The following is a 19,442-nucleotide window of genomic DNA, read 5'->3' as shown; positions in this document are numbered from 1 at the left end:
CCCCGACGGTATGCGGCCCGGTCCCAGCGGCACGAGGTCCAGCCCCGACGGTATGCGGCCCGGTCCCAGCGGCACGAGGTCCAGCCCCGACGGTATGCGGCCCGGTCCCAGCGGCACGAGGTCCAGCCCCGACGGTATGGGGCCCGGCCCCGGCGGCACCGGCCCCGGACCCAGCAGTGCCGGACCCGGTCCCGGCCCCGGTGGTGCCCCGCACAGGGCGCGTCGTCGCCATGAGTCCCCCTCCTCACCGCGGGCGGTGCACCACGCGGCCGTCTCGGGGTTCAGTTTCGCATCGGCCGCCGGTGCGACCCGCCGTCGGGCGGTCGGGTTCTTCCACTGGGAGCAGGGTCCCAGACGGGCCCCGTCCCGGCCCGCGCTCCCAGGCGCGTTCTCCTTCCACGCTCGGACGATTGTCGCCGTTCTCGCTGGTGAGCTGGGCGCATGCCGAATACACCGCACTTTCTCCACCGCCGGAGGACCCCGTGATCCGCGCCCTGACCCGGTTCTCCACCCGCAACCCGTGGAAGGTCGTCGCCCTGTGGGCGGTGGTGGGTTTCTCCCTGCTCGTCGTCGCCCAGACGCTGATCTTCCGCGTCACCCAGACACAGAGCGGCGACTTCCTGCCGGCGCGCTACGACTCGGCGGCCGCCCTGAAGGTGGCCGAGGAGAAGTTCGGGGCGAAGCCCGATGCCAACGCGGTGACCGTGCTCGTCGCCAGGAAGGACGGCGCACCCCTCAGCCAGGCGGACGAGCAGCGCGTCGCGGCCACGGCGGGGAAGCTGAGCGCTCGGCGCGTGACGATGCCGCCGCCCAAGGACGATCAGCCGTCGTTCCTCGCCGAGGACCACTCGCAGACGCCCAAGGTCGCTCCGGTCATGGTGGCGCCCGACCGCGGCTTCGAACTCCTGCGGGTCCAGCTGACCGGCAATTCCATGGACCCCGGGATGCACGACCTGTACCGGACCTTCCGCGACACGGCCAGGGGCGAGTTCGCCGAGGACCAGATGCGTACCGGGTTCACCGGGGGCCTGGCCGATCTGGCCGACACCGAGGAGGCGCAGGAGACCACGTCCAAGGTGGTCGGTGCGGTGATGATGCTCCTGATCGTGGTGATCAACGTCCTGGTGTTCCGCAGTGTGCTCGCCGCGTTCGTGCCGCTGGTCGCGGTCGCGCTCATCAGCGGTGCGGCGACCGGCGCGGTCGCGGGGGCCGCGATGCTCACCGGGGTCCAGCTCGATGCCTCCACTCCGAGCATGATCGGCGTGGTGCTGCTGGGCGTAGGCATCGACTACTTCCTCTTCCTGCTGTTCCGCTTCCGTGAGCAGTTGCGCTCCCGTCCCGACGTCCCGGCGCGGGTGGTGGCGGCGGATGTCAGCGCCCGGGTCGGCACCGCGATCACCTCGGCGGCCCTCACCATCGTGGCGGCGTTCGCCACCCTGGGCATCGCCACGTTCGGGCAGTTCCGCGTCCTGGGCCCCGCGATCGCCGTGTCGGTGCTCGTCATGCTGTTCGCGAGCCTGACGTTGATGCCCGCGCTGCTCGCGGTGACCGGACGCAAAATGTTCTGGCCCTCCCGCTCCCTCGCACGTGAGCCGCGCCCCGGGGCCGCCGCCCACGTCGGGGACCTGGTCGCCCGCAGACCGCTGGCCATGGCCGTGGCGTCGGTCGCGCTGCTCGGCGCGCTGGCGGTCGGACTCGTCGGAATCCGCATGGACTTCTCGCAGTCGGCCGGAGACCACGGCACGCCCGCCGCGGTCACGGCCGCCGAGATCGGGCGCAGCCTGCCGGCCGGGGTGTCCGATCCGACCACCGTGTACGTGACGGCCGAACCGGGCCGCACCCTGGGCGCGCACTCGCTCGACACCCTGCCGGCGGCGCTCACGAAGGTCGACGGGGTGGGGAAGGTCGGCGCCACCGTCCTCAACGGCGACCGCACGGCGGCCCGCATCGACGTCTACCTCACGGCCGACACCCAGAGCGCGGCCGCCCGTGATCTGGTGTCGGGTCCCGTGCGTGCCGCTGTCGCGAGCCATACGCCTGCGGGAGCGCGGGCACACGTCGGGGGGACCGCCGCGATCTTCGCCGACATCTCCACCGCCGTCGACCGCGATCTGCGGACGGTTTTCCCCGTGGCGGCGGCGCTCATCGCCCTGATCCTGCTGATCCTGCTGCGCAGCCTCCTCGCCCCGGTCGTCCTGATGATCTCGGTGGGGCTCGGCTTCGCCGCCACGCTCGGCATGATCTCGGTGGGGCTCGGCTTCGCCGCCACGCTCGGCGCCTCCGCCCTCTTCTTCCAGCATCTGCTCGACGAGCCGGGCGTCAACTTCGTCCTGCCGCTGGTGCTGTTCCTGTTCGTCGTAGCCCTCGGCACCGACTACAACATCCTCATCAGCGACCGCATGCGCGAGGAGATGGAACGCCCGGGGCCGGCCAGGGCCGCCGTCGCGCGCGCGGTGCGGCACACCGCGCCGGCCGTCGCGACGGCCGGCATCGTGCTCGCGGCCTCGTTCGGCAGCCTCGCGGTCACCCCTTCACCGTCCACGCAGCAGATCGGTTTCGCGACCGGTCTCGGCATCCTCCTCGCCGCGTTCGTCCTGTCCATCGTGCTGGTGCCCGCGCTCACCGCACTGATCGGACGCGCCATCTGGTGGCCGACCCGCACGGCGCGCACACCCCGCCGCGACCGGGTACGCGGGAGTGAGGGGCGGAGTGAGGCGCAGGACGACGAGGGCCGCGTGTACGTTTCCTGACGCGCCCTCAGGTTCTCAACTGCCCCGCTTTACGGTGCAGTTGAGCAATCAGGACTCAGCGGTCGGCGGGGCCTGGCGGCGGCGTGGACAGGGCGACCGGGCCGGGCACCTCGAAGAGGCCGGGCACCGGGCGCCAGTCGCGCCACCGCTCCCACCACGGCTCGCCGTGCTCGATCAGCCGGACGACCTCGGCGGCGGCCTCACGCACCGCCTCAGCCTCGCCCGGCCCGAAGCCTCCGGCGCGCACCCGCTCCTCGAAGTGGTCGACGTCCTTCCACACGTAGGACGAGCCGTCGGCGGTGATCACGAGGTCGAGTTCCTGGTCGAGCGTGTCGAAGCCTCGCGGCGTGCGGCGCAGGGGTTGCTGGAAGTTGACGTACCAGTCCTGAAGTTCGTCACCCTTGAACCGGGCCCACACCGCGTACCCGTCGCCGGCCCGCTGCAACTGGAGCACCCCGTCCGACTGCCAGGTGTGCTCGAAGTGCACCCAGGGGTGCGGGCCCCACTTGAACGCGCCGCCGCCGAAGGTGAGTGGTGTGCCCCGCGCAAGATGAGCGGCCAGCAGCACACCGTCGTCCGCGACGACGCGCAGGGGATAGACCATCCACTCACGTCCGTCGAGGATTTCCCGCCTGACGATGACGTCACCGCTGCGAAAACGTGGTTCCATGCGCGACCACCCTAGGAGCTCTGCCCCTTCGCGCTCTCGCCGGGGTCGCGGTAGTGGACCTCGGCGAACGGCCAGCGCGCCGCCAGCCAGGCCCGTACGGCGCTGTGGAGCGGGCCGTCCAGAGCGGCGTGCTCGGCGGACACCCAGGAGCGGACATCCGTCACGCCCGGGTGCGTGCGGGACGGGTAGATGTAGACACAGCCGATCACTTGGTCCGTGTCGTCCAGAACGGTGTAGGTGAAGCCGGTCCGCTCCTCGAAGTCCTTGGCGTGGCCCCTGAGGTCACTCAGGTTGGCGGCGAGGTCCATACCGGCCGGCGGCGGCCAGTCGCCCTGGAAGCCGGGGGTGGCCCGGATGTGCTCGATGCTGGACATCCAGGCGACGTGGTCGGATTCATTGTGCCGCGGCCCCAGCGGCTCCAGACGGAACCCCGCGGCGGCGAGCTCCTGGGGAGGGTCGAAGTCGTGGGGCACGAAAGGCTGTTCAGTCATGGCGCCAGATTAGCCTGGCCCGGCATCCGGTCCCGCCGTGGCCGTCGGGGGCGTAATGCCGGCCCGTCTCGTTCCTTTCGGCCGCCCGCGTTCACCCATTTCGGCGCGGACCATCCTGGCTAATCCCGCTGCGGCCGACCCCGTCATTCCCGCCCGTCATTCCCCCGCCATTCCCGCTCACGGCAGGCTCGCGACGGCCCGTACGAGAAAGACGGTCTTTCGCATTCAGGATCCGCCGGCCGTGTCCCGCAGGAATTCCGGCACGAAGTCGGCGCCACGGACCGGGGCTGGATATCTCAAATGGGCGAGACGGGCCTGTTCCTGGCGCATATGCATGAAGGATTCCAGGATGTACCCGACCATCAGGACGAGCACCGCGATGATCATGATCGCGGCCGCGAGAACGGCGGTGGGCAGGCGCGGCACGGTGCCGGTCCGGACGAATTCGGCGACCAGCGGGAGACCCAGGACCAGCGAGACCAGGGTGAGCAGCGCGGCGATGACGGCGTGGAATTGCGAGGGGCGCTGGCGGCGGGCCAGGCCGAGGATGAGCTTCAGGATGCGCCAGCCGTCGCGGTAGGTGCGCAGTTTGCTGACGCTTCCGGCCGGGCGGTCCTTGAAGTCGACCTCCATCTCGGCGGTGGGCAGGCGCAGACTGAGGGCGTGCACCGTCATCTCGGTCTCGGTCTCGAACTCCCTCGACAGCGCGGGGAAGGACTTGACGTAGCGGCGCGAGAAGACGCGGTAGCCACTGAGCATGTCGCTGACGTCGTTGCCGAACAGCGAGCGCACGGTGCCGGTGAGCACTCGGTTGCCGACCGCGTGGCCGGCCCGGTAGGCGGTCTCGACGATCTCCCGGCGGGCGCCGACGACCTGGTCGTAGGGGCCTTCGAAGAGGAGGTCGACCATTTCACGGGCGCGCGAGGCGTCGTAGGTGTCGTCCCCGTCGATGATGAGCAGCGCGTCGGCCTCGATGTCGGCGAAGGCGCGGCGGATGACGTTGCCCTTGCCCTTGCGCGGCTCGTGCCGTACGAGGGCGCCCGCCTTCAGGGCCTCGGCGACGGTGTCGTCCGTCGAGGCATTGTCATATACGTAGATGACCGCCTCGGGAAGAGCGGCGCGAAGGTCGTTGACGACCTTTCCGATCGCCGCTTCCTCGTTGTAACAGGGAATGACACACACAATCGCCGGATTCATCAGAGGACCCTCATTATGTGACAAATTCCAGTGGCTCTGGGCGCTGAGTGACCAGATGGTACCCCAGCTTGTTCATTGAGCTTCCTTACCTTTACGTTCTGGTCATGGTGCAATCACCGGCCCTGAGCCGAGCCCTGTCCGCGTGGGTGCGGAAGATCTGGCGGGAGGTCGCCGCCTTTGGCGTCGTCGGTGCTGTCGCGTTCTTCGTGGAGACCGCGACTTTCAATCTGCTGATTCTCGGTGCGCCTTCCAGGAGTGACGGAATCCTGAGTTCGGCGCCGGTTCTCGCTTCCGTGGTGGCCACCTTCCTTGCGATGGTGGCGAGTTGGTTCGGAAACCGTTATTGGACCTATCGGGACCGGCGCAGCGCCGTGGACCGGCGCGAGATCGGCTGGTTCGTCGCCGTGAATCTGGCGGGCATGGCGGTGACCGCCGTCCCCGTCTTCGTCTCCCATCAACTCCTGGGTCTGGACACGCCGTTGAGCGACAACACGGCCCGACTCATGGGCTGGGCGGGTGCGACGCTGCTGCGGTTCGCCGCCTACCGCAATCTCGTCTTCGTCTCCGCCGGAAAGGACTTCGCCCCCGTGCCCTCACCCCTCAGCACCTGGACCACGGCCCTGAGCCGCGCCTGGCGGAGCGGTGCGCTCTGGCCGTGGTGCCTGGGAGCCGTCGCCGCGCTCTGCTCCCTGGCGGTGAACGCCGTTTTCCACCCCGGGTACTTGAGCGAGGACAGCACCGATCAGCTGCGACAGGCCCTGGGACAGCGGCCGATGACGGACTGGCACCCCCCGGTCCTGGCCCTGCTGTGGCGGATCCTCATCCACACCACCGGCGCCATCTCCGCCATGGCGGCGCTGCAAAGTGCCGTGCTGTGGGCCTCGTTGTGGGTTCTGGCCCGGCTGGTGTGGAAGAAGACCGGCAGTCGCGGGCTGTCCCTGGTGATGCTCGCCGTGGGGCTCACGCCGCACGTCCTGACCTTCACGGGGGTGGTGTGGAAGGACGTACACATGGCGTACGCGCTGCTCGCGGCCCTCGCGGTGGCGCTGAGCGCGCGGGAGCTGCCGCCGGGCCGGGCCGGGTCCCGCTGGGCGCTGCTGGTGCTCGGCGTGCTGTTGCTCGCCTATGCCGTCCTGGTCCGCAAGAACGGTCTGCCCGCCGTGGTCCCCGTCTTCGTCCTGCTGGTCCTCGCGGTGTGGCCCTCCCCCGGCCGGCGCCGCTGGCTCGCCGCCACGGGCTTGCTCGTCCTGACCACCGCCGTCGCCGGCGTCGGCGTGTCGCAGGCCACCGAACCGGTGGCGACACGACAGTACGCGCAGATCCCGCTGGACGATCTCACGCACGTTCTCAGCCCGGCGCAGATCCGCGCGGCGGCCGAGCGGGCGGGCGCGAGCAGCGACTTCCGCGACCGGCTCGTCACCGCGACCGTCGCCTGCGAGCGGCGGAAGATCCCGGCCGACGTGTACTTCAACTGCTATCCGAGGAACCGCTCGCTCGGCGTCACGGAACTGAGCCGCGACGCCGACGTGCTGGTGCGGATGTGGACGCGGGAGATGCCCCGGCACTGGAGGGGCTACGTCGCCTACCGCGGCCGGGTCTTCGCCAAGCTGCTCTTCCAGGGCAATCTGGCCTTCTACGACGGTTCGGTGACCAAGCTCGACGCCCTGCGGGGCGCGCCGGTCAACGAGTCGCTGAAGTTCACCGTGCAGAGCTATGTGACCGGTCTCGCGCACGACGTGCCGATGCTCTTCCAGGGCTGGTTCTGGCTGGCGGTCTCCCTGGTGTTCACGGCGCGCCGCCGGTGGGCGGGTCCCTACGCCACGGAACTGCGCCTGCTCGGGGCCAGTTCGGCCCTCTACATCCTCGCCTACCTGCCGACGGCGCCGCAGTCCAACTTCCGCTATGTGTACTGGCCCGCGCTGGCCGGGACCATCGGGCTGGTGACGGTCCTCGTCGGTTTTCTGGCGCGGCGCCGGGCCGGGTCAGGCCGCCTCACGCCGGGGGCGGGTCCGGCCGCCGGGGAGAGGCCGGCCGTGCCCACCGGGGCGGCCGACGCGGGGCCGCACGAGGACGTCACCGTCGCGAGCTGAGCGAGGCGCCGGCCCCTCAGGACAGGAACAGCCGACCCTCAGGACAGGAACAGGGACAAGGGCGAGGGCGCAGGCGACGGCAATGAAAAGGTCAAGCGTTTCCCATCCAGGTCAAGCTTCACGCACGTACGGCACTTAACGGACACCCTTGGAATAGTCGCCTGGGGAAACAGGTTTAGCCGCACGTGCCCCCACGCGGGTGCCGCCGACGACCAACTCCCGCCTCCGGAGGCCCCGCAATGTCCCAGCCGAGACCTCACCAGCAGGCCGCGTCGCGCGGCACCCGCGGTGTCGTCCCCGTACTCGCCTTCGCCGGCATCACGGTCGCCGTGATGCAGACCCTGCTCGTGCCGGTCATCAAGGACCTGCCGACGCTGCTCAGCACCTCCCCGTCCAACGCCACCTGGGTCATGACGTCGACCCTGCTCGCCGGCGCCGTGGCCACCCCGATCATGGGCCGGCTCGGTGATCTGTACGGCAAGCGCCGCATGCTCCTTGCCAGCCTCGCCATCATGGTGCTCGGCTCGCTGATCGCCGGTTTCACCAGCCAGCTCCTCGTGATGATCGCCGGACGCGCCCTCCAGGGCTTCGCCATGGGCGCGATCCCGCTCGGCATCGGCCTGATGCGGGACGAGCTGCCCCGGGAGAAGCTCGGCTCGGCGATGGCCCTGATGAGCTCGTCCATAGGTGTGGGCGGCGGGCTCGCGCTGCCGCTCGCCGCCCTGGTCGCCCAGCACACCGACTGGCACGCGCTGTTCTTCGGCTCGGCGGGCCTCGGCGTGGTGGCCATGGCGCTCACCCTCGTGTTCGTACCCGAGAGCAAGGTCAAGGCGGAGGGCACCTTCGACGTGCTGGGGGCGCTCGGCCTCTCCGCGGGTCTGGTTCTGCTGCTGCTCCCCATCACCAAGGGCAGCGACTGGGGCTGGGGGTCGGCCACCACGCTCGGCCTGCTCGGCGCCTCGCTCGTCGTCCTGGTCCTGTGGGGTCTGATGGAGCTGCGCGTCAAGGCGCCGCTGGTGAACCTGCGGACCAGCGCCCGGCGCGAGGTGCTGCTCACCAACCTCGCCTCCACCATGGTCGGCGTGGCCTTCTACGCCATCTCGCTCGTCCTGCCCCAGCTGTTGCAGCTGCCCGCCGCCACCGGGTACGGCCTCGGCCAGTCGATGGTCGTCGCGGGTCTGTGCGTGGCGCCGCTCGGCCTGACCATGATGCTCACCGCCCCCGTCTATGCCCGGCTGTCGGCCAAGTACGGCCCGAAGACCACCCTCATCCTCGGCATGCTGATCATCGCGATCGGATACGGGGCGGGGCTCGGCCTGATGGACGCGGCCTGGCAGACCATCGTCATCTCGGTGATCGTCGGCGCGGGCATCGGCCTCGCCTACTCCTCGCTCCCGGCGCTGATCATCGGCGCCGTCGACCCGTCCGAGACGGGCGCGGCCAACGGTCTCAACACCCTGATGCGGTCGATCGGCACGTCCGTCTCCAGCGCCGTCATCGGCATGGTGCTCGCCAACACCTCGAAGAACTTCGGCCCCGTCGCCCTTCCCACCATGCACGGCTTCCGCGTCTCGTTCCTGATCGCCACGGGTGCGGTCGCCGGTGGTCTCGCGCTCGCCCTCTTCCTGCCCAGGGGCCGTCCGGCCGGCAAGCCGCAGCTGCGCGCCAGCAGCGAGGAGGACGCGGTCCTCGAGCGCGTCACCGAAGCGCTGGCCGCCTTCCACGGCCGGATCGTGGGCGCGTCCGGCGCGCCGGTGGCCCACGCCAAGGTCACGTTGATCGACCGCCATGGCCGCCAGGCGGGCTCCGCCCACACCGACGAGAGCGGCCGGTACGCGGTCCAGGTCCCCCAGGGCGGGGCCTACGTCCTGGCCGCGACCGCCGCGGGCCACGCGCCGCTGGCCTCCGCGGCCACGCACCACGGGGGCGAAGGCGCGGTGACCGTGGATCTCGCGCTGCCCGTACCCGTCCAGTAACGGCGCGAACCGACGCACAGCGGCCGTCAACTCCCCTGAGATTCCAGGGAAGTTGACGGCCGTTTTGCGCACCTGGCGACGGGGTGCCCGGCGCGTTCGCGCTCGTCCTCGCGGACGCGGTGGCTAAGTCACCGCGAGGGCGAGGCACTTGGGGTCGTGTAGTGGCAGACGCCCCCCTCGACCATCTTCAGGTGGGCGGCCACGACCGGCCGCGCGTCCTTGGCGGCCGCCTTGATCTGCGCGTCCTTGCCCGACTTCAGCTCCTCGTCGATCAGCTTGAGCGCCTGCTGATGACCGGTGCTCTGGACCTGGAGCCAGGCCGTGTCGTACGCCTTCGTGCCGTTCTTCGGCTTCAGCGCGGACAGGCTCTTCTGCTGGTCGGCGCTGCTGTCCTTCGGCAGCGTGATGTTCTTGCTCTTGGCGAGGGTCGCGCCCTTGGCGTCCAGAGCGGTGTGATCACGCACCAGGACGTCGCCGACCTGTTTCACACAACTGCCGTAGGCGTGGGCGCGGGCGTCCTTGCCCGCGGCGATCTCCGCCAGGTTGGCCTGGTGGATGGCCTTGAGGAACGCCGCGTCGGAGCCGGCGGCGGCACTGGGGGTGGGGCTGGCGGCGGCGAACGCGGGCGCCGCGCCGGTGAGGGCGAGGGCCGCGACGGCGGCCGCTGTGGCACAGGTGTGGGTGAGACGCATGGAACCTCCACGTGTCCGTGGACCGGATGAGGGTCGCTTCGTCGTCCGGACGGCACGGAGCGTGTCCGTCGGACTTGGCTCAACGCGAATCATCCTAGGTCCGCGCCACCGAGCCCGCCTGTTCACATCACTCTCCGTGACAAGCGTGGCGGGCCCCTTGGTGTCTTCGGCGGCGCGGGCGCGGTCAGGTGGCGGGGTACGGGGCCGCCTTGAGGCGCCGGGCGAGGTGGCTGGCGTTCGCCGCGAGCGTCGCGGTGGCGGCGGCCGTGGCCTTGGGGGTGCTGTCGAGATCGCGGTAGTCGCTGCCCTGCATGGCCTCGCCCACCCAGTAGGTGACCGCCTGGGGCGCCAGGGAGAAACCGATGTCGTTGAGTCCCTGGAAGACGTCCGCGCTCACCTTGTGCGCACCGTCCTCGTTGCCCACCACGCAGAGCGCCGCGACCTTCCCGAAGACGAGCGGCCTGCCCTCGTCGTCGGTCTCGGACATCTCCGCGTTCAGCCGCTCCATCACCTTCTGCGCCACGCTTGAGGGGTGACCGAGCCAGATCGGTGTGGAGATCAGGAGGATGTCCGCGTCGAGGACGCTGTCGCGGATCTCGGGCCAGGCGTCCCCGTCACCCATGTCGGTCTTCACCCCCGGCTTCACGTCGTGGTCCACGACCCGGATGACCTTCCCGGTCACCCCGTGCTCGGCGAGCGACTTCATGGTCTGCTCGGCCAGGAGCTGAGAACTCGATTCGGCGGGGGACGGGGAGAGGGTGCACACGAGCGCGACGGCGCTCAGCGGGGCGTTGGCGGAGGCATCGGCGTGGGTCTGCTGCGTATCCATGACTGAGCTCCTGCCCCACCACCCGGCGTCCTATCGGGTCGAAAGTACCGAATCCGCGCTCGGCCCCACGACCCGAACGGGCAGGTCACGCCCGGGCTCAGCCGACGCCCGCCGGACGCTGGCTGGGCTTGGCCATGGGCGGCCACCATTCGATGAGGAGCAGGGTGGCGTCGTCCCGCAGGTCGCTGTCCTCGGCGTCGAGGATGGAGTGGATGAGGCGGCGCAGCGACTCGGCGGGCAGCTCGCCGGCGGCGGTGGCCAGGATGATGGAGTCCGTGAAGCGGTCCATGCCGAATTCACCGCCGCAGGAGGTGCGGGCCTCGGTGACACCGTCGGTGTAGAGCAGCACGCGGTCGCCTGGCCGCAGCGCGAGTTCGTGGATGGCTCTCGGATCGTCGCTGAACCTGGCCGGCAGGCCCATGGGGGGCTGCGCGGCCCGTTCCAGCGCGCCGTCCACGACGCGGCCGTCGCGGATCAGGACCGGCGGCGGGTGCCCGCAGTTGCACCAGCTGAACACTCCCGACGCGAGGTCGAGCTGGGTGAGGATGCCAGTGCAGTACTGGTCGGGCAGCCACTGGGCGAGCGCCTGGTCGATGGTCTCGACGAGATCGAGCAGGCCCGCGCCCGCCCGGCGCGCGTTGCGGCAGCCGGCCAGGGCGACCGAGGTCGTCAGGCCCGAGGCGAGGTCGTGGCCCATGGCGTCGAGAATCGTCGCGTGCAGGGTGGACTGGGTGAGTGAATGGTCGAAGGCGTCGCCGCCGATCTCGTACGCCGGTTCCAGGACGGCGGTGGAGATGACGTGGGCGTTGCCGATGGTGCGCGGCGGGAGGAAGGCGCGCAGCATTTCGGCGGGCAGTCGCATGCGCTCGGTCCGTGCCCGGCGGGCGAAGCTGTCGCTGTAGGCGCGCTTGGAGGTGATGGCCATGGCGACGATTCCGGTCAGCATCCGGCAGCGTCGCAGCCGTACGGCGTCCACCGAGCGGGTGCGTACGCCGAGCACCCCCAGGCGTTCGGCTCCGTCCACGACGGGCAGCCACACGCGCAGCTGGCCGGTCCGCACGTCCTCGATGCGCTGGGAGACGTTGCGGTAGCACCAGCCGGCGACGGATGTGTCGATGTCCAGGGTCTCGAGACCGTCGGTGAGCCCGACCAGGCACCGCTGCTGGAGGTCGGTCAGATAGATGGCGACGTCCCCCAGGCCGAACGCCTCCGCGCAGCGGTTGACCAGGATCGGGAGGTCCATCGGCGTCGCGCTGTGCGCCTGGGCCAGCAGCTCCTCCAGCAGCCGCTCCCCGCAACCGGAATCCCAGGAGTCATCCACGCTCATGGCCGACCGCCTCCTCTCGTGAGGCAGTCTCACACCCCCTCCGGCGCCCCGCCTGCCGTGGAGCGCCCGTGGCCTGCGGCTCTCGCGGGGCGACGGCATGAGGCGGGGCGGCCGCCAGGGCCGCCCCGCCTCATGTGGTCGCGTGGGTTCAGATGTTCTCGGCCTGGAACATCCAGGCGTGCTTCTCCAGCTCGGCGGTCAGCCCGATGAGCAGGTCCTGCGTCACCGGGTCCGGCTCGTCGGTGGCCGCGATGCGCTCACGCATCCGCTCCACCACCCGGCCGAGCGCCACGACCAGGACCTCCACTGCCTCGGTGTCCTTGATCCAGCCCTCCGGCACCACGTCGAGCACACTGCTCTCGGCGACCGTGGACGCGCGCCCGTCCGGGTTCAGGCCGAGGGCCGAGGCCCGCTCGGCCACCGTGTCCGAGTACTGGCGCGCCGTGGTGACCACGTCGTCCAGCTGGAGGTGTACGGAGCGGAAACGCGGGCCGACCACGTTCCAGTGCACCTGCTTGGCCGCGAGCGACAGGTCGACCAGATCGACCAGGGCACCCTGAAGGGCCGAGCCGACCACCTTCAGCTGCGCATCGGACAACGAGCTCTTCACGACAGACACTGCTTGCTCCTTCACTGATTTCTTGGTGCCATCCGCCTGGGCCGTCAACGACGGGGTCAGCGGCCCGAGGCTCCGTAGTAGCGGCCGACCAGGTCGCGGTAGGAGGGATCGTCGAGGTGGGTGGCCGGTTCGAACTCCGGCGAGTCCTTGACCTGGTCCCGGGTGAGGGCGACGTGGATCTTCTTGTCGTCCTGGTCGAGCCGGGTGACGGTGCCGGCCGGCAGCAGGACGCGCTTGCCGAAGATCCACGGTCCGGTGTCCACCACGAGGTGCGATGAGCCGACCTCGTCGGAGTGGGTGTCGACCTTCCCGATGCTCCCGTCGGCCGCCTCGACCTTCCAGCCGCGCAGGTCGACGCCGGCGAGGTGGCCGCTGGTGTCCTTGTAACCCCACAGATCGCTGTTCATCACAGGGATGTCCTCTTTCCGTTCGTGGTCGCGCCGTTCGTGGCCGCGGCGGACTCCAGCCGCGGTGTTCGTGTCGGTTGGGACCTGTCACGCTCCGGTCCCGGGGCCTTCTGGAGCGGGAGCTCCCGGGCGTCGAACGCCCGATCAGCGGTGGAAGGCCTCGTTGGCCTTCTCCTTCGCCTCGCGGGTCTCGCCCTTGACCTGGTCGATGCGTCCTTCGGCGGTGAGCCGTTCGTTCCCGGTCAGGCGGCCGATCGCTTCCTTGGCCCTGCCCTTGGCCTGCTCGGCCTTCGCCTCGGCCTTCTTGTCGGCGGACATCTCTTCGCCTCCAGCCTCTGTAGCCCGTATCAATCGCTGTGGACGTCAGTACGCCTGGCCGCTGTGGAGGATTTCAAACGGGCCCGCCCCCGGTGAGGGGGCTTTGGACGGGCCGGTTCGCCGGGTCCGCGCGGCGCTCAGCCCGCGGTCAGGACCTCGGTGAGGAAGGCGTCCATGTCGATCTGTTCCTGCCCGGCCGGCACGACCTCGTAGGTCTTGTCGAGGAAGTGGCGCAGAGCCGGCTCCCACGCGGAGAACACCGCGCGTCCCCACGCTCCGTCCAGGCCGCATCCGGCGAGTTCGATACGCGTCTCGCGGCGGCCTTCGACGGCTTGCGGCGCCACCCGTACGTCCCCGTCGCCGACCGCGCGACGCAAGCCCTGGGCCAGCAGGTCGCGTTCGATCGTCCACACGACGGCGATGTCTTCCTGCAACTCGAAGCAGAGGCCGACCGCGAAGGGGTCGTCCGCCCGGTAGGTCAGCCGTGTGACCACCGGGACGCGCCCGGCCCCGTCGGCCTCCAGGTTCATGAACACGGTCTCGCGCAGGGAACTCAAGGATCGCCTCCAGCATCCGGGCCCGGGCAGGCGTCGGTTCGCGCGGCGAGTGATGAAGCGGCGGCGGGGCCCCGGCCCGCATCGGGGTCCCGCCGCAGGGAGCTCTGGCGCCGGCTCAGACGCGCGCGGTGTTGTCCTCGGACATTCCGGCACGCAGCTTGGTCAAGATGCGCGACAGCAGCCGCGAGACCTGCATCTGCGAGACGCCGAGTTCCGCTCCGATCTCGGACTGCGTCATCTCCAGGCCGAAGCGCATGCTCACGATCCGGCGCTCCCGCTCACTCAGGTCGCCCATCAGCGGCGCGAGCGACTGAAGGTTCTCCACCTTCTCCATGCCCGGGTCGTCCTCACCGAGGAAGTCCACGAGCGTGCGGCTGCGGGCTCCGGCGGCGCTTCCGGCGTCCTCGGAGTCGGCGGACATGTCGAGCGAGCCCGCCGTGTATCCGTTCGCCGCGACCAGGCCTTCGACGACTTCTTCCTCGTCCAGGTCCAAGTGGGCGGCGAGTTCGCGCACCGTCGGGTCGCGGTCGAGGTCGACGGACAGCTTCTCCTTGGCCTTGGCGAGGTCCACGCGCAGTTCCTGGAGGCGGCGCGGCACGTGCACCGCCCAGGTCGTGTCGCGGAAGAACCGCTTGATCTCGCCCACGATGTAGGGCACGGCGAAGGAGGTGAACTCGACCTCGCGCGACAGCTCGAACCGGTCGATCGCCTTGATCAGGCCGATGGTGCCGACCTGGATGACGTCCTCCATCTCGCCGCTGCCCCGGTTGCGGAAGCGGCCGGCGGCGAAGCGCACCAGCGACAGGTTCATCTCGATAAGGGTGTTGCGGGCGTACTGGTAATCCGCCGTGCCCTCTTCGAGCACCTGGAGCCGTTCGAAGAAGACCTTGGACAGTTCGCGCGCGTCCTTCGGCGCCACCTTGCCCGCGTCCTCGATCCAGGGCAGCTCGCCGACACCGGGCTCCGTGGTCGTGGCCGTCGGCCGGTCGGTCAGCTCGCGTTCCGTCGCCTGCGCCGCTGCCATGAGGACAACCTCCCTAGTCGCCAAAACTTTGTCCGTCGAAGCAAGCGCCTGCCCCCGCCGAACCGGATCATGCGTGTCCACATCCAACTGGGTGAAACGGGTTGGATGCGACCGGTCCTCGCGGGGTGCTTTTAGCCGTTTTCGTCCGCTTTCGTGCTGGGGACGTCACGCGCGGGGCAGGGCGACGCAGATGTTCTTGCCGCCGTCGGCGATCGGCGTTATGGCGACGCTCCGGGCCAGATGGCACACCAGGAGCCAGCCGAAGCCGCCCTCGTATCCCCGCAGGTCAGGGACCCGCTCCTGCGGCGGGACGGGGCTGGGGTCGCGCACGCTGACGCGCAGGGTACTTTGGTCGGCTGCCAGTCGCAGCGCGGTGGCACCGCCCGCGTGGCGCAGGGCGTTGGTGACGAGCTCGGAGACGACGAGCACGACGTTCTCGATGGTTTCCTTCGACGGCCTCGGCACCAGCGTGGCCAGGAAGGCGCGAGCGGTGTCACGCGCCTCGGCGGCCGTGGCCGGCCCCGTGTCGGGTGCGACGAGGCCGGGTGGAGGGCCAGTGTTGGCAGGCGGGCGAGCCATGGTCGAAACCCCCAAATGATGGGCTCGTAAAAGTGTGTGCTGATGCTTCTGCCCGCAATCTCCCTGGCCGAACGGTCCCCGTGACGTCCGGTTTCGACCGGTTGTGGATCACCCGGTCCCGCTGGCGGCGCCGGGGTCGGCCTCGGCGGCCTTGGCCACATTGCGGGCCATGCCGCCGAATACGACGGCGTGGAAGGGGGACACGCTCCACCAGTAGGCGTGGCCGAGCAGCCCGCGCGGATGGAAGACCGCCTTCTGCCGGTAGCGGCTGCGCCCGTGCCCGTCCGGTTCCGTACGCATCTCGAGCCACGCGAGTCCCGGCAGCCGCATCTCCGCGCGCAGGCGCAGGAGGCGCCCGGGGACGATCTCCTCGACGCGCCAGAAGTCCAGCGAGTCCCCCACCCGCAGCCGGTGCGCGTCGCGCCGGCCGCGCCCGAGGCCGACGCCGCCCATCAGCCGGTCGAGCCATCCCCGCACCGCCCAGGCGAGCGGGAAGGAGTACCAGCCGTGCTCGCCGCCGATGCCTTCCACCACGCGCCACAGGGTGTCGCTCGGCGCGTTCACGGCGCGCTGCCGGACGTCGGTGTAGAGGCTGCCGCCCGCCCAGTCCGGGTCGGTGGGCAGCGGGTCGCTGGGGACGCCGGGCAAGGAGGCGTTGGACCAGCGGGTGGCGACTTCGGCCTCGCGTACGCGCCGCAGGGCCAGCTCCAGAGCCTGGTCGAAGCCGAGCGGGGCGCCCGGCTCGTCGGGCACGTACCGCGTGATGTCGTGTTCGCCGCAGACCACCTCGTGGCGCAGGGACTCCGCGAGGGGACGGGCGATGGCGCGGGGGACGGGGGTGACCAGGCCGATCCAGTGGCTGGAGAGCCGGGGGCTGAGCATGGGCACGGGCAGGATCAGCCGGTGGGGCAGGCCCGCGACCTTGGCGTACCGCTCCATCATGGCGCGGTAGGTCATGACGTCGGGGCCGGCGATGTCGAAGGTCCGGTTGACGTCCTCCGGCATGCCGGCGCTCGCGACCAAGTAGCGCAGCACGTCCCGGATGGCGATGGGCTGGATCCGCGTGCCGACCCAGCTGGGGGTCACCATGACCGGCAGGCGTTCGGTGAGATAGCGCAGCATCTCGAACGAGGCGGAGCCCGAGCCGATGACCACGGCGGCGCGCAGCACGGTGGCCGGTACGTCGCCGGCCAGGAAGATCCGGCCCACCTCGGCGCGGGAGCGCAGGTGCGGCGAGAGGTCACCCACCGGTACGCCGGCGGGGGTGAGCCCGCCGAGGTAGACGATCCGGCGGACGCCGGCGGCGGCCGCGCCGTCGGCGAAGGTGTGGGCCGCCTCGCGGTCGGTCTTCTCGAAGCCCGCGCCGGAGCCGAGCGCGTGCACCAGGTAGTACGCGACGTCGATGCCGTCGAGCGCGCCGCGCACGGAGGCGGGGTCGGTGACATCGCCCCGCACCACTTCGACCTGGTCGGCCCAGGGCTGGTCGCGCAGCTTCTGGGGGGACCGCGCCAGACAGCGCACCCGGTGTCCGGCCTTCAGGAGCTCGGGCACCAGCCTGCCGCCGATGTAGCCGGTGGCGCCGGTCACCAGACATCTGAGGGGCCGCGCCGCGCCGTGCGCCGTCTCGTCTCCTGAAGCCACCGGGCACCCGCTCTCTGTGCTCGCGCGCCCCCGGCGGGGGCCCGGCTCGTCCGCCGGGTGCCGGGGCGCGTTGTCGACGGGTACACGGTGGCATTCCGGGTCGGGACATCCGCGGACATCGCGTCGTGCGGCGTGCCACCGTGCCCCTCCCTGTCGCCCCGGGTGCCGGGTCAGGGCACGACGACGCGTTCCACCAGGAGCCGTACGGCCGCCGCGATCGACTCGGCGTCGATGCCCGCGAGCCGCAGCTGTTCCTCGGGGCTCGCGGAGGCCGGCATGGTGCGCACCCCGAGCCGCACCAGGCGCGGCACCGGACGGCCGTCGGCGAACGCCTCCGCGACCGCGTCCCCGATGCCGCCCTCGGTCCGGTGGTCCTCCACCGTGACCAGGCAGCCCGTCGCCTCGGCCGCCTCCTGGAGCGTCGCCGTGTCGACGGGCTTGACCGAGTACAGGTCGATGACCCGTACGGCGATGCCCTCCCGGTCCAGGAGTTCACCCGCGCGCAGCGCCTCCTGGACCGTGACGCCCGCCGCGACGACGGTCACCCGGTCCTCGTCGCCGGAGCGCAGCACCTTCGAGCCGCCGGGAGCGAACCGTTCGTCGGGGCCGTAGATGACCGGCGCCTCGCCCCGGCTGGTGCGCAGGTAGCGCACACCGGGCAGGTCGGCCATGGCGGCGACCAGCTGGGCGGTCTGGTTGGCGTCGCACGGATAGAGGACCGTGCTGCCGTGCACCGAGCGGAACATCGCCAGGTCCTCGAGACCCATCTGGGACGGGCCGTCCTGGCCGATGGAGACCCCGGCGTGCGAGCCGACGAGGTTGATCCCCGCCTGGCTGACGGCGGCCATGCGGATGAAGTCGTGGGCGCGGGTGAGGAAGGCGGCGAACGACGACGCGAAGGGGACATATCCACGGGTGGACAGGCCCACGGCGGCCGCGACGAGCTGCTGTTCGGCGATGTAGCACTCGAAGTACCGCTCGGGGTGGGCCTTGCCGAAGGCCTCCGTACGCGTGGAGTCGCCCACCTCGCCGTCGAGGGCCACCACGTCCTCGCGCGCCGAGCCGAGCGCCGCCAGCGCCTTGCCGAACGCGTCACGGGTGGCCACCGAGTCGCCGACGTCGAAGCGCGGCAGGTCGAGAGGGCCGGTGTTCGGATCGTGCCGCTCGGGGGCGGAGGGCGGCGCGGAGACCTCCACGCGGACGAACCGGGGGCCGCCCAGCTCCTCGATCGCCGCGTCGGCGTCCGGCAGCGGCTTTCCGTGGTGGCCTTCGCGGTCCTCGACCTCGGCCACCCCGCGCCCCTTCATGGTGTGCGCGATGACGGCGGTGGGCTGCGAGGCCGTGGAGGCGGCCTCGGCGAACGCCGCGTCCACCGCGTCGATGTCGTGTCCGTCGATCTCGATGGTGTGCCAGCCGAAGGCCTTGAGGCGACGGGCGTAGGCGTCGAGGTCCCAGCCGTGCCGGGTGGGGCCGCGCTGGCCGAGCCGGTTCACGTCGATGATCAGCGTCAGGTTGTCCAGGTTCTCGTACGCCGCGTGCTCGGCGGCCTCCCAGACGGAACCCTCGGCCATCTCGCTGTCACCGGACAGCACCCACACCCGGTAGGGGGCGTGTTCGAGCCGCCGGCCCGCGAGGGCCATGCCGACACCGACCGGCAGCCCCTGCCCGAGGGAGCCGGTCGCCACGTCCACCCAGGGCAGCCGGGGCGTGGGGTGGCCCTCGAAGAGGCTGCCCCGGCTGCGGAACGACAGCAGCTGCTCGTCGTCGATCACGCCCGCCGCGCGGTACATGGCGTACAGGAGCGGGGAGGCGTGGCCCTTGGAGAGGATGAACCGGTCGTTGCCCGGGTGGCCGGGGTTGTCGAAGTCGTAGCGCAGATGCTGGGCGAGCAGGACCGCCGCCAGGTCGGCTGCGGACATGGACGACGTGGGGTGGCCGGAGTTCGCCGCGGCGGCCGCGCGCACGGCGTCCACCCTCAGCTGCTGCCCCAGGTCGGCGAGTTCCAGCGCGGCTTCGCGTTGCATGTCACTCCTTGCGTTCGGCGGCCCGGCGGGCGGACCGGTCGGTTGCGATGGGGATGGCCGGGGAACGGGGACGGCCGGCTCACCCGGCCCCCGGGCGCGCCTTTCGCGGCCGCGCGCGCCGAAGACCCTGTGCCGGGCCGGGTATCCCCGTGCGGCGAGCCCAAACAGTCACATAGTGCCGTCAACCGGAGCGCGCCGCCGGAGCGCGGCCCATCCCCCGCCGCGCCCGCGCGCCCTCACGCATACGGCGG

Annotated in this window: 17 protein-coding genes; 3 read left to right on the top strand and 14 right to left on the bottom strand. The window is 71.0% G+C overall.

Annotated features, from left to right (window positions below; translation table 11 throughout):
* Positions 1 to 482 precede the first annotated feature (482 nt).
* Positions 483 to 2,750, top strand: coding sequence for an MMPL family transporter (locus ACFYM2_RS11305; RefSeq protein ID WP_388835330.1), 2,268 nt, complete (start codon positions 483 to 485; stop codon positions 2,748 to 2,750).
* Between the two features lie 55 nt (positions 2,751 to 2,805).
* Here the strand turns inward: ACFYM2_RS11305 and ACFYM2_RS11300 are convergent, their stop codons facing one another.
* From ACFYM2_RS11300 to ACFYM2_RS11290, 3 genes are all read right to left on the bottom strand, one after another.
* Positions 2,806 to 3,420 (bottom strand): DUF402 domain-containing protein, encoded by a 615-nt coding sequence (locus tag ACFYM2_RS11300; RefSeq protein ID WP_388459693.1) that lies wholly within the window; start codon positions 3,418 to 3,420, stop codon positions 2,806 to 2,808.
* Between the two features lie 11 nt (positions 3,421 to 3,431).
* Complete coding sequence (locus ACFYM2_RS11295; protein WP_358997317.1) at positions 3,432 to 3,911, bottom strand: N-acetyltransferase; 480 nt, start codon at positions 3,909 to 3,911, stop codon at positions 3,432 to 3,434.
* Positions 3,912 to 4,136: 225 nt separating this feature from the next.
* Positions 4,137 to 5,108 (bottom strand): glycosyltransferase family 2 protein, encoded by a 972-nt coding sequence (locus ACFYM2_RS11290; protein ID WP_358997320.1) that lies wholly within the window; start codon positions 5,106 to 5,108, stop codon positions 4,137 to 4,139.
* Positions 5,109 to 5,212: 104 nt separating this feature from the next.
* Between ACFYM2_RS11290 and ACFYM2_RS11285 the strand changes: the two genes are divergently transcribed.
* Positions 5,213 to 7,198 carry a GtrA family protein gene (locus ACFYM2_RS11285; protein ID WP_388835327.1) on the top strand — a complete coding sequence of 662 codons (1,986 nt, stop codon included), beginning with the start codon at positions 5,213 to 5,215 and terminating at the stop codon, positions 7,196 to 7,198.
* Positions 7,199 to 7,437: 239 nt separating this feature from the next.
* Positions 7,438 to 9,174 carry an MFS transporter gene (locus ACFYM2_RS11280; RefSeq protein ID WP_388835324.1) on the top strand — a complete coding sequence of 579 codons (1,737 nt, stop codon included), beginning with the start codon at positions 7,438 to 7,440 and terminating at the stop codon, positions 9,172 to 9,174.
* Positions 9,175 to 9,302: 128 nt separating this feature from the next.
* On the opposite strand, the gene ACFYM2_RS11275 is transcribed toward ACFYM2_RS11280, so the two are convergent.
* From ACFYM2_RS11275 to ACFYM2_RS11225, 11 genes are all read right to left on the bottom strand, one after another.
* Positions 9,303 to 9,866 carry a DUF4142 domain-containing protein gene (locus ACFYM2_RS11275; RefSeq protein ID WP_358997330.1) on the bottom strand — a complete coding sequence of 188 codons (564 nt, stop codon included), beginning with the start codon at positions 9,864 to 9,866 and terminating at the stop codon, positions 9,303 to 9,305.
* A gap of 184 nt (positions 9,867 to 10,050) precedes the next feature.
* Positions 10,051 to 10,695, bottom strand: coding sequence for a flavodoxin family protein (locus ACFYM2_RS11270; RefSeq protein WP_388835321.1), 645 nt, complete (start codon positions 10,693 to 10,695; stop codon positions 10,051 to 10,053).
* Positions 10,696 to 10,792: 97 nt separating this feature from the next.
* Positions 10,793 to 12,022, bottom strand: coding sequence for a PP2C family protein-serine/threonine phosphatase (locus ACFYM2_RS11265; RefSeq protein ID WP_388459698.1), 1,230 nt, complete (start codon positions 12,020 to 12,022; stop codon positions 10,793 to 10,795).
* A gap of 148 nt (positions 12,023 to 12,170) precedes the next feature.
* Positions 12,171 to 12,641: a DNA starvation/stationary phase protection protein gene (locus ACFYM2_RS11260; RefSeq protein ID WP_350234123.1), complete on the bottom strand. Its 471-nt coding sequence runs from the start codon at positions 12,639 to 12,641 to the stop codon at positions 12,171 to 12,173.
* A 56-nt stretch (positions 12,642 to 12,697) separates the two neighbouring features.
* Complete coding sequence (locus tag ACFYM2_RS11255; protein WP_358997338.1) at positions 12,698 to 13,048, bottom strand: PRC-barrel domain-containing protein; 351 nt, start codon at positions 13,046 to 13,048, stop codon at positions 12,698 to 12,700.
* 144 nt (positions 13,049 to 13,192) lie between these two features.
* Entirely contained in the window at positions 13,193 to 13,366 is a 174-nt protein-coding gene (locus tag ACFYM2_RS11250) for a CsbD family protein (RefSeq protein WP_350234121.1), read from the bottom strand.
* Positions 13,367 to 13,503: 137 nt separating this feature from the next.
* Positions 13,504 to 13,923, bottom strand: a complete 420-nt coding sequence (locus ACFYM2_RS11245; RefSeq protein WP_388459699.1) for an SsgA family sporulation/cell division regulator — start codon at positions 13,921 to 13,923, stop codon at positions 13,504 to 13,506.
* Between the two features lie 115 nt (positions 13,924 to 14,038).
* Positions 14,039 to 14,947: an RNA polymerase sigma factor SigF gene (locus ACFYM2_RS11240; protein ID WP_388459700.1), complete on the bottom strand. Its 909-nt coding sequence runs from the start codon at positions 14,945 to 14,947 to the stop codon at positions 14,039 to 14,041.
* A gap of 165 nt (positions 14,948 to 15,112) precedes the next feature.
* Positions 15,113 to 15,526 (bottom strand): ATP-binding protein, encoded by a 414-nt coding sequence (locus tag ACFYM2_RS11235; protein WP_388835318.1) that lies wholly within the window; start codon positions 15,524 to 15,526, stop codon positions 15,113 to 15,115.
* 108 nt (positions 15,527 to 15,634) lie between these two features.
* Positions 15,635 to 17,167 carry an SDR family oxidoreductase gene (locus ACFYM2_RS11230; RefSeq protein ID WP_388835315.1) on the bottom strand — a complete coding sequence of 511 codons (1,533 nt, stop codon included), beginning with the start codon at positions 17,165 to 17,167 and terminating at the stop codon, positions 15,635 to 15,637.
* 170 nt (positions 17,168 to 17,337) lie between these two features.
* Positions 17,338 to 19,191, bottom strand: coding sequence for a transketolase (locus tag ACFYM2_RS11225; RefSeq protein ID WP_388835312.1), 1,854 nt, complete (start codon positions 19,189 to 19,191; stop codon positions 17,338 to 17,340).
* Between the last annotated feature and the right edge of the window lie 251 nt (positions 19,192 to 19,442).

The organism is Streptomyces sp. NPDC006711 (assembly GCF_042869775.1).
Taxonomy (GTDB): Bacteria; Actinomycetota; Actinomycetes; order Streptomycetales; family Streptomycetaceae; genus Streptomyces.
This window is presented reverse-complemented; position numbering and strand designations above follow the sequence as displayed.

What these genes read in the sequence shown, in the direction of transcription:
- ACFYM2_RS11270 (WP_388835321.1), bottom strand. Translation starts at nt 10,695, where the DNA reads ATGGATACGCAGCAGACCCACGCCGATGCCTCCGCCAACGCCCCGCTG.
- ACFYM2_RS11255 (WP_358997338.1), bottom strand. Translation starts at nt 13,048, where the DNA reads ATGAACAGCGATCTGTGGGGTTACAAGGACACCAGCGGCCACCTCGCC.
- ACFYM2_RS11235 (WP_388835318.1), bottom strand. Translation starts at nt 15,526, where the DNA reads ATGGCTCGCCCGCCTGCCAACACTGGCCCTCCACCCGGCCTCGTCGCA.
- ACFYM2_RS11300 (WP_388459693.1), bottom strand. Translation starts at nt 3,420, where the DNA reads ATGGAACCACGTTTTCGCAGCGGTGACGTCATCGTCAGGCGGGAAATC.
- ACFYM2_RS11225 (WP_388835312.1), bottom strand. Translation starts at nt 19,191, where the DNA reads ATGCAACGCGAAGCCGCGCTGGAACTCGCCGACCTGGGGCAGCAGCTG.
- ACFYM2_RS11265 (WP_388459698.1), bottom strand. Translation starts at nt 12,022, where the DNA reads ATGAGCGTGGATGACTCCTGGGATTCCGGTTGCGGGGAGCGGCTGCTG.
- ACFYM2_RS11275 (WP_358997330.1), bottom strand. Translation starts at nt 9,866, where the DNA reads ATGCGTCTCACCCACACCTGTGCCACAGCGGCCGCCGTCGCGGCCCTC.
- ACFYM2_RS11285 (WP_388835327.1), top strand. Translation starts at nt 5,213, where the DNA reads ATGGTGCAATCACCGGCCCTGAGCCGAGCCCTGTCCGCGTGGGTGCGG.
- ACFYM2_RS11295 (WP_358997317.1), bottom strand. Translation starts at nt 3,911, where the DNA reads ATGACTGAACAGCCTTTCGTGCCCCACGACTTCGACCCTCCCCAGGAG.
- ACFYM2_RS11250 (WP_350234121.1), bottom strand. Translation starts at nt 13,366, where the DNA reads ATGTCCGCCGACAAGAAGGCCGAGGCGAAGGCCGAGCAGGCCAAGGGC.
- ACFYM2_RS11290 (WP_358997320.1), bottom strand. Translation starts at nt 5,108, where the DNA reads ATGAATCCGGCGATTGTGTGTGTCATTCCCTGTTACAACGAGGAAGCG.
- ACFYM2_RS11240 (WP_388459700.1), bottom strand. Translation starts at nt 14,947, where the DNA reads ATGGCAGCGGCGCAGGCGACGGAACGCGAGCTGACCGACCGGCCGACG.
- ACFYM2_RS11280 (WP_388835324.1), top strand. Translation starts at nt 7,438, where the DNA reads ATGTCCCAGCCGAGACCTCACCAGCAGGCCGCGTCGCGCGGCACCCGC.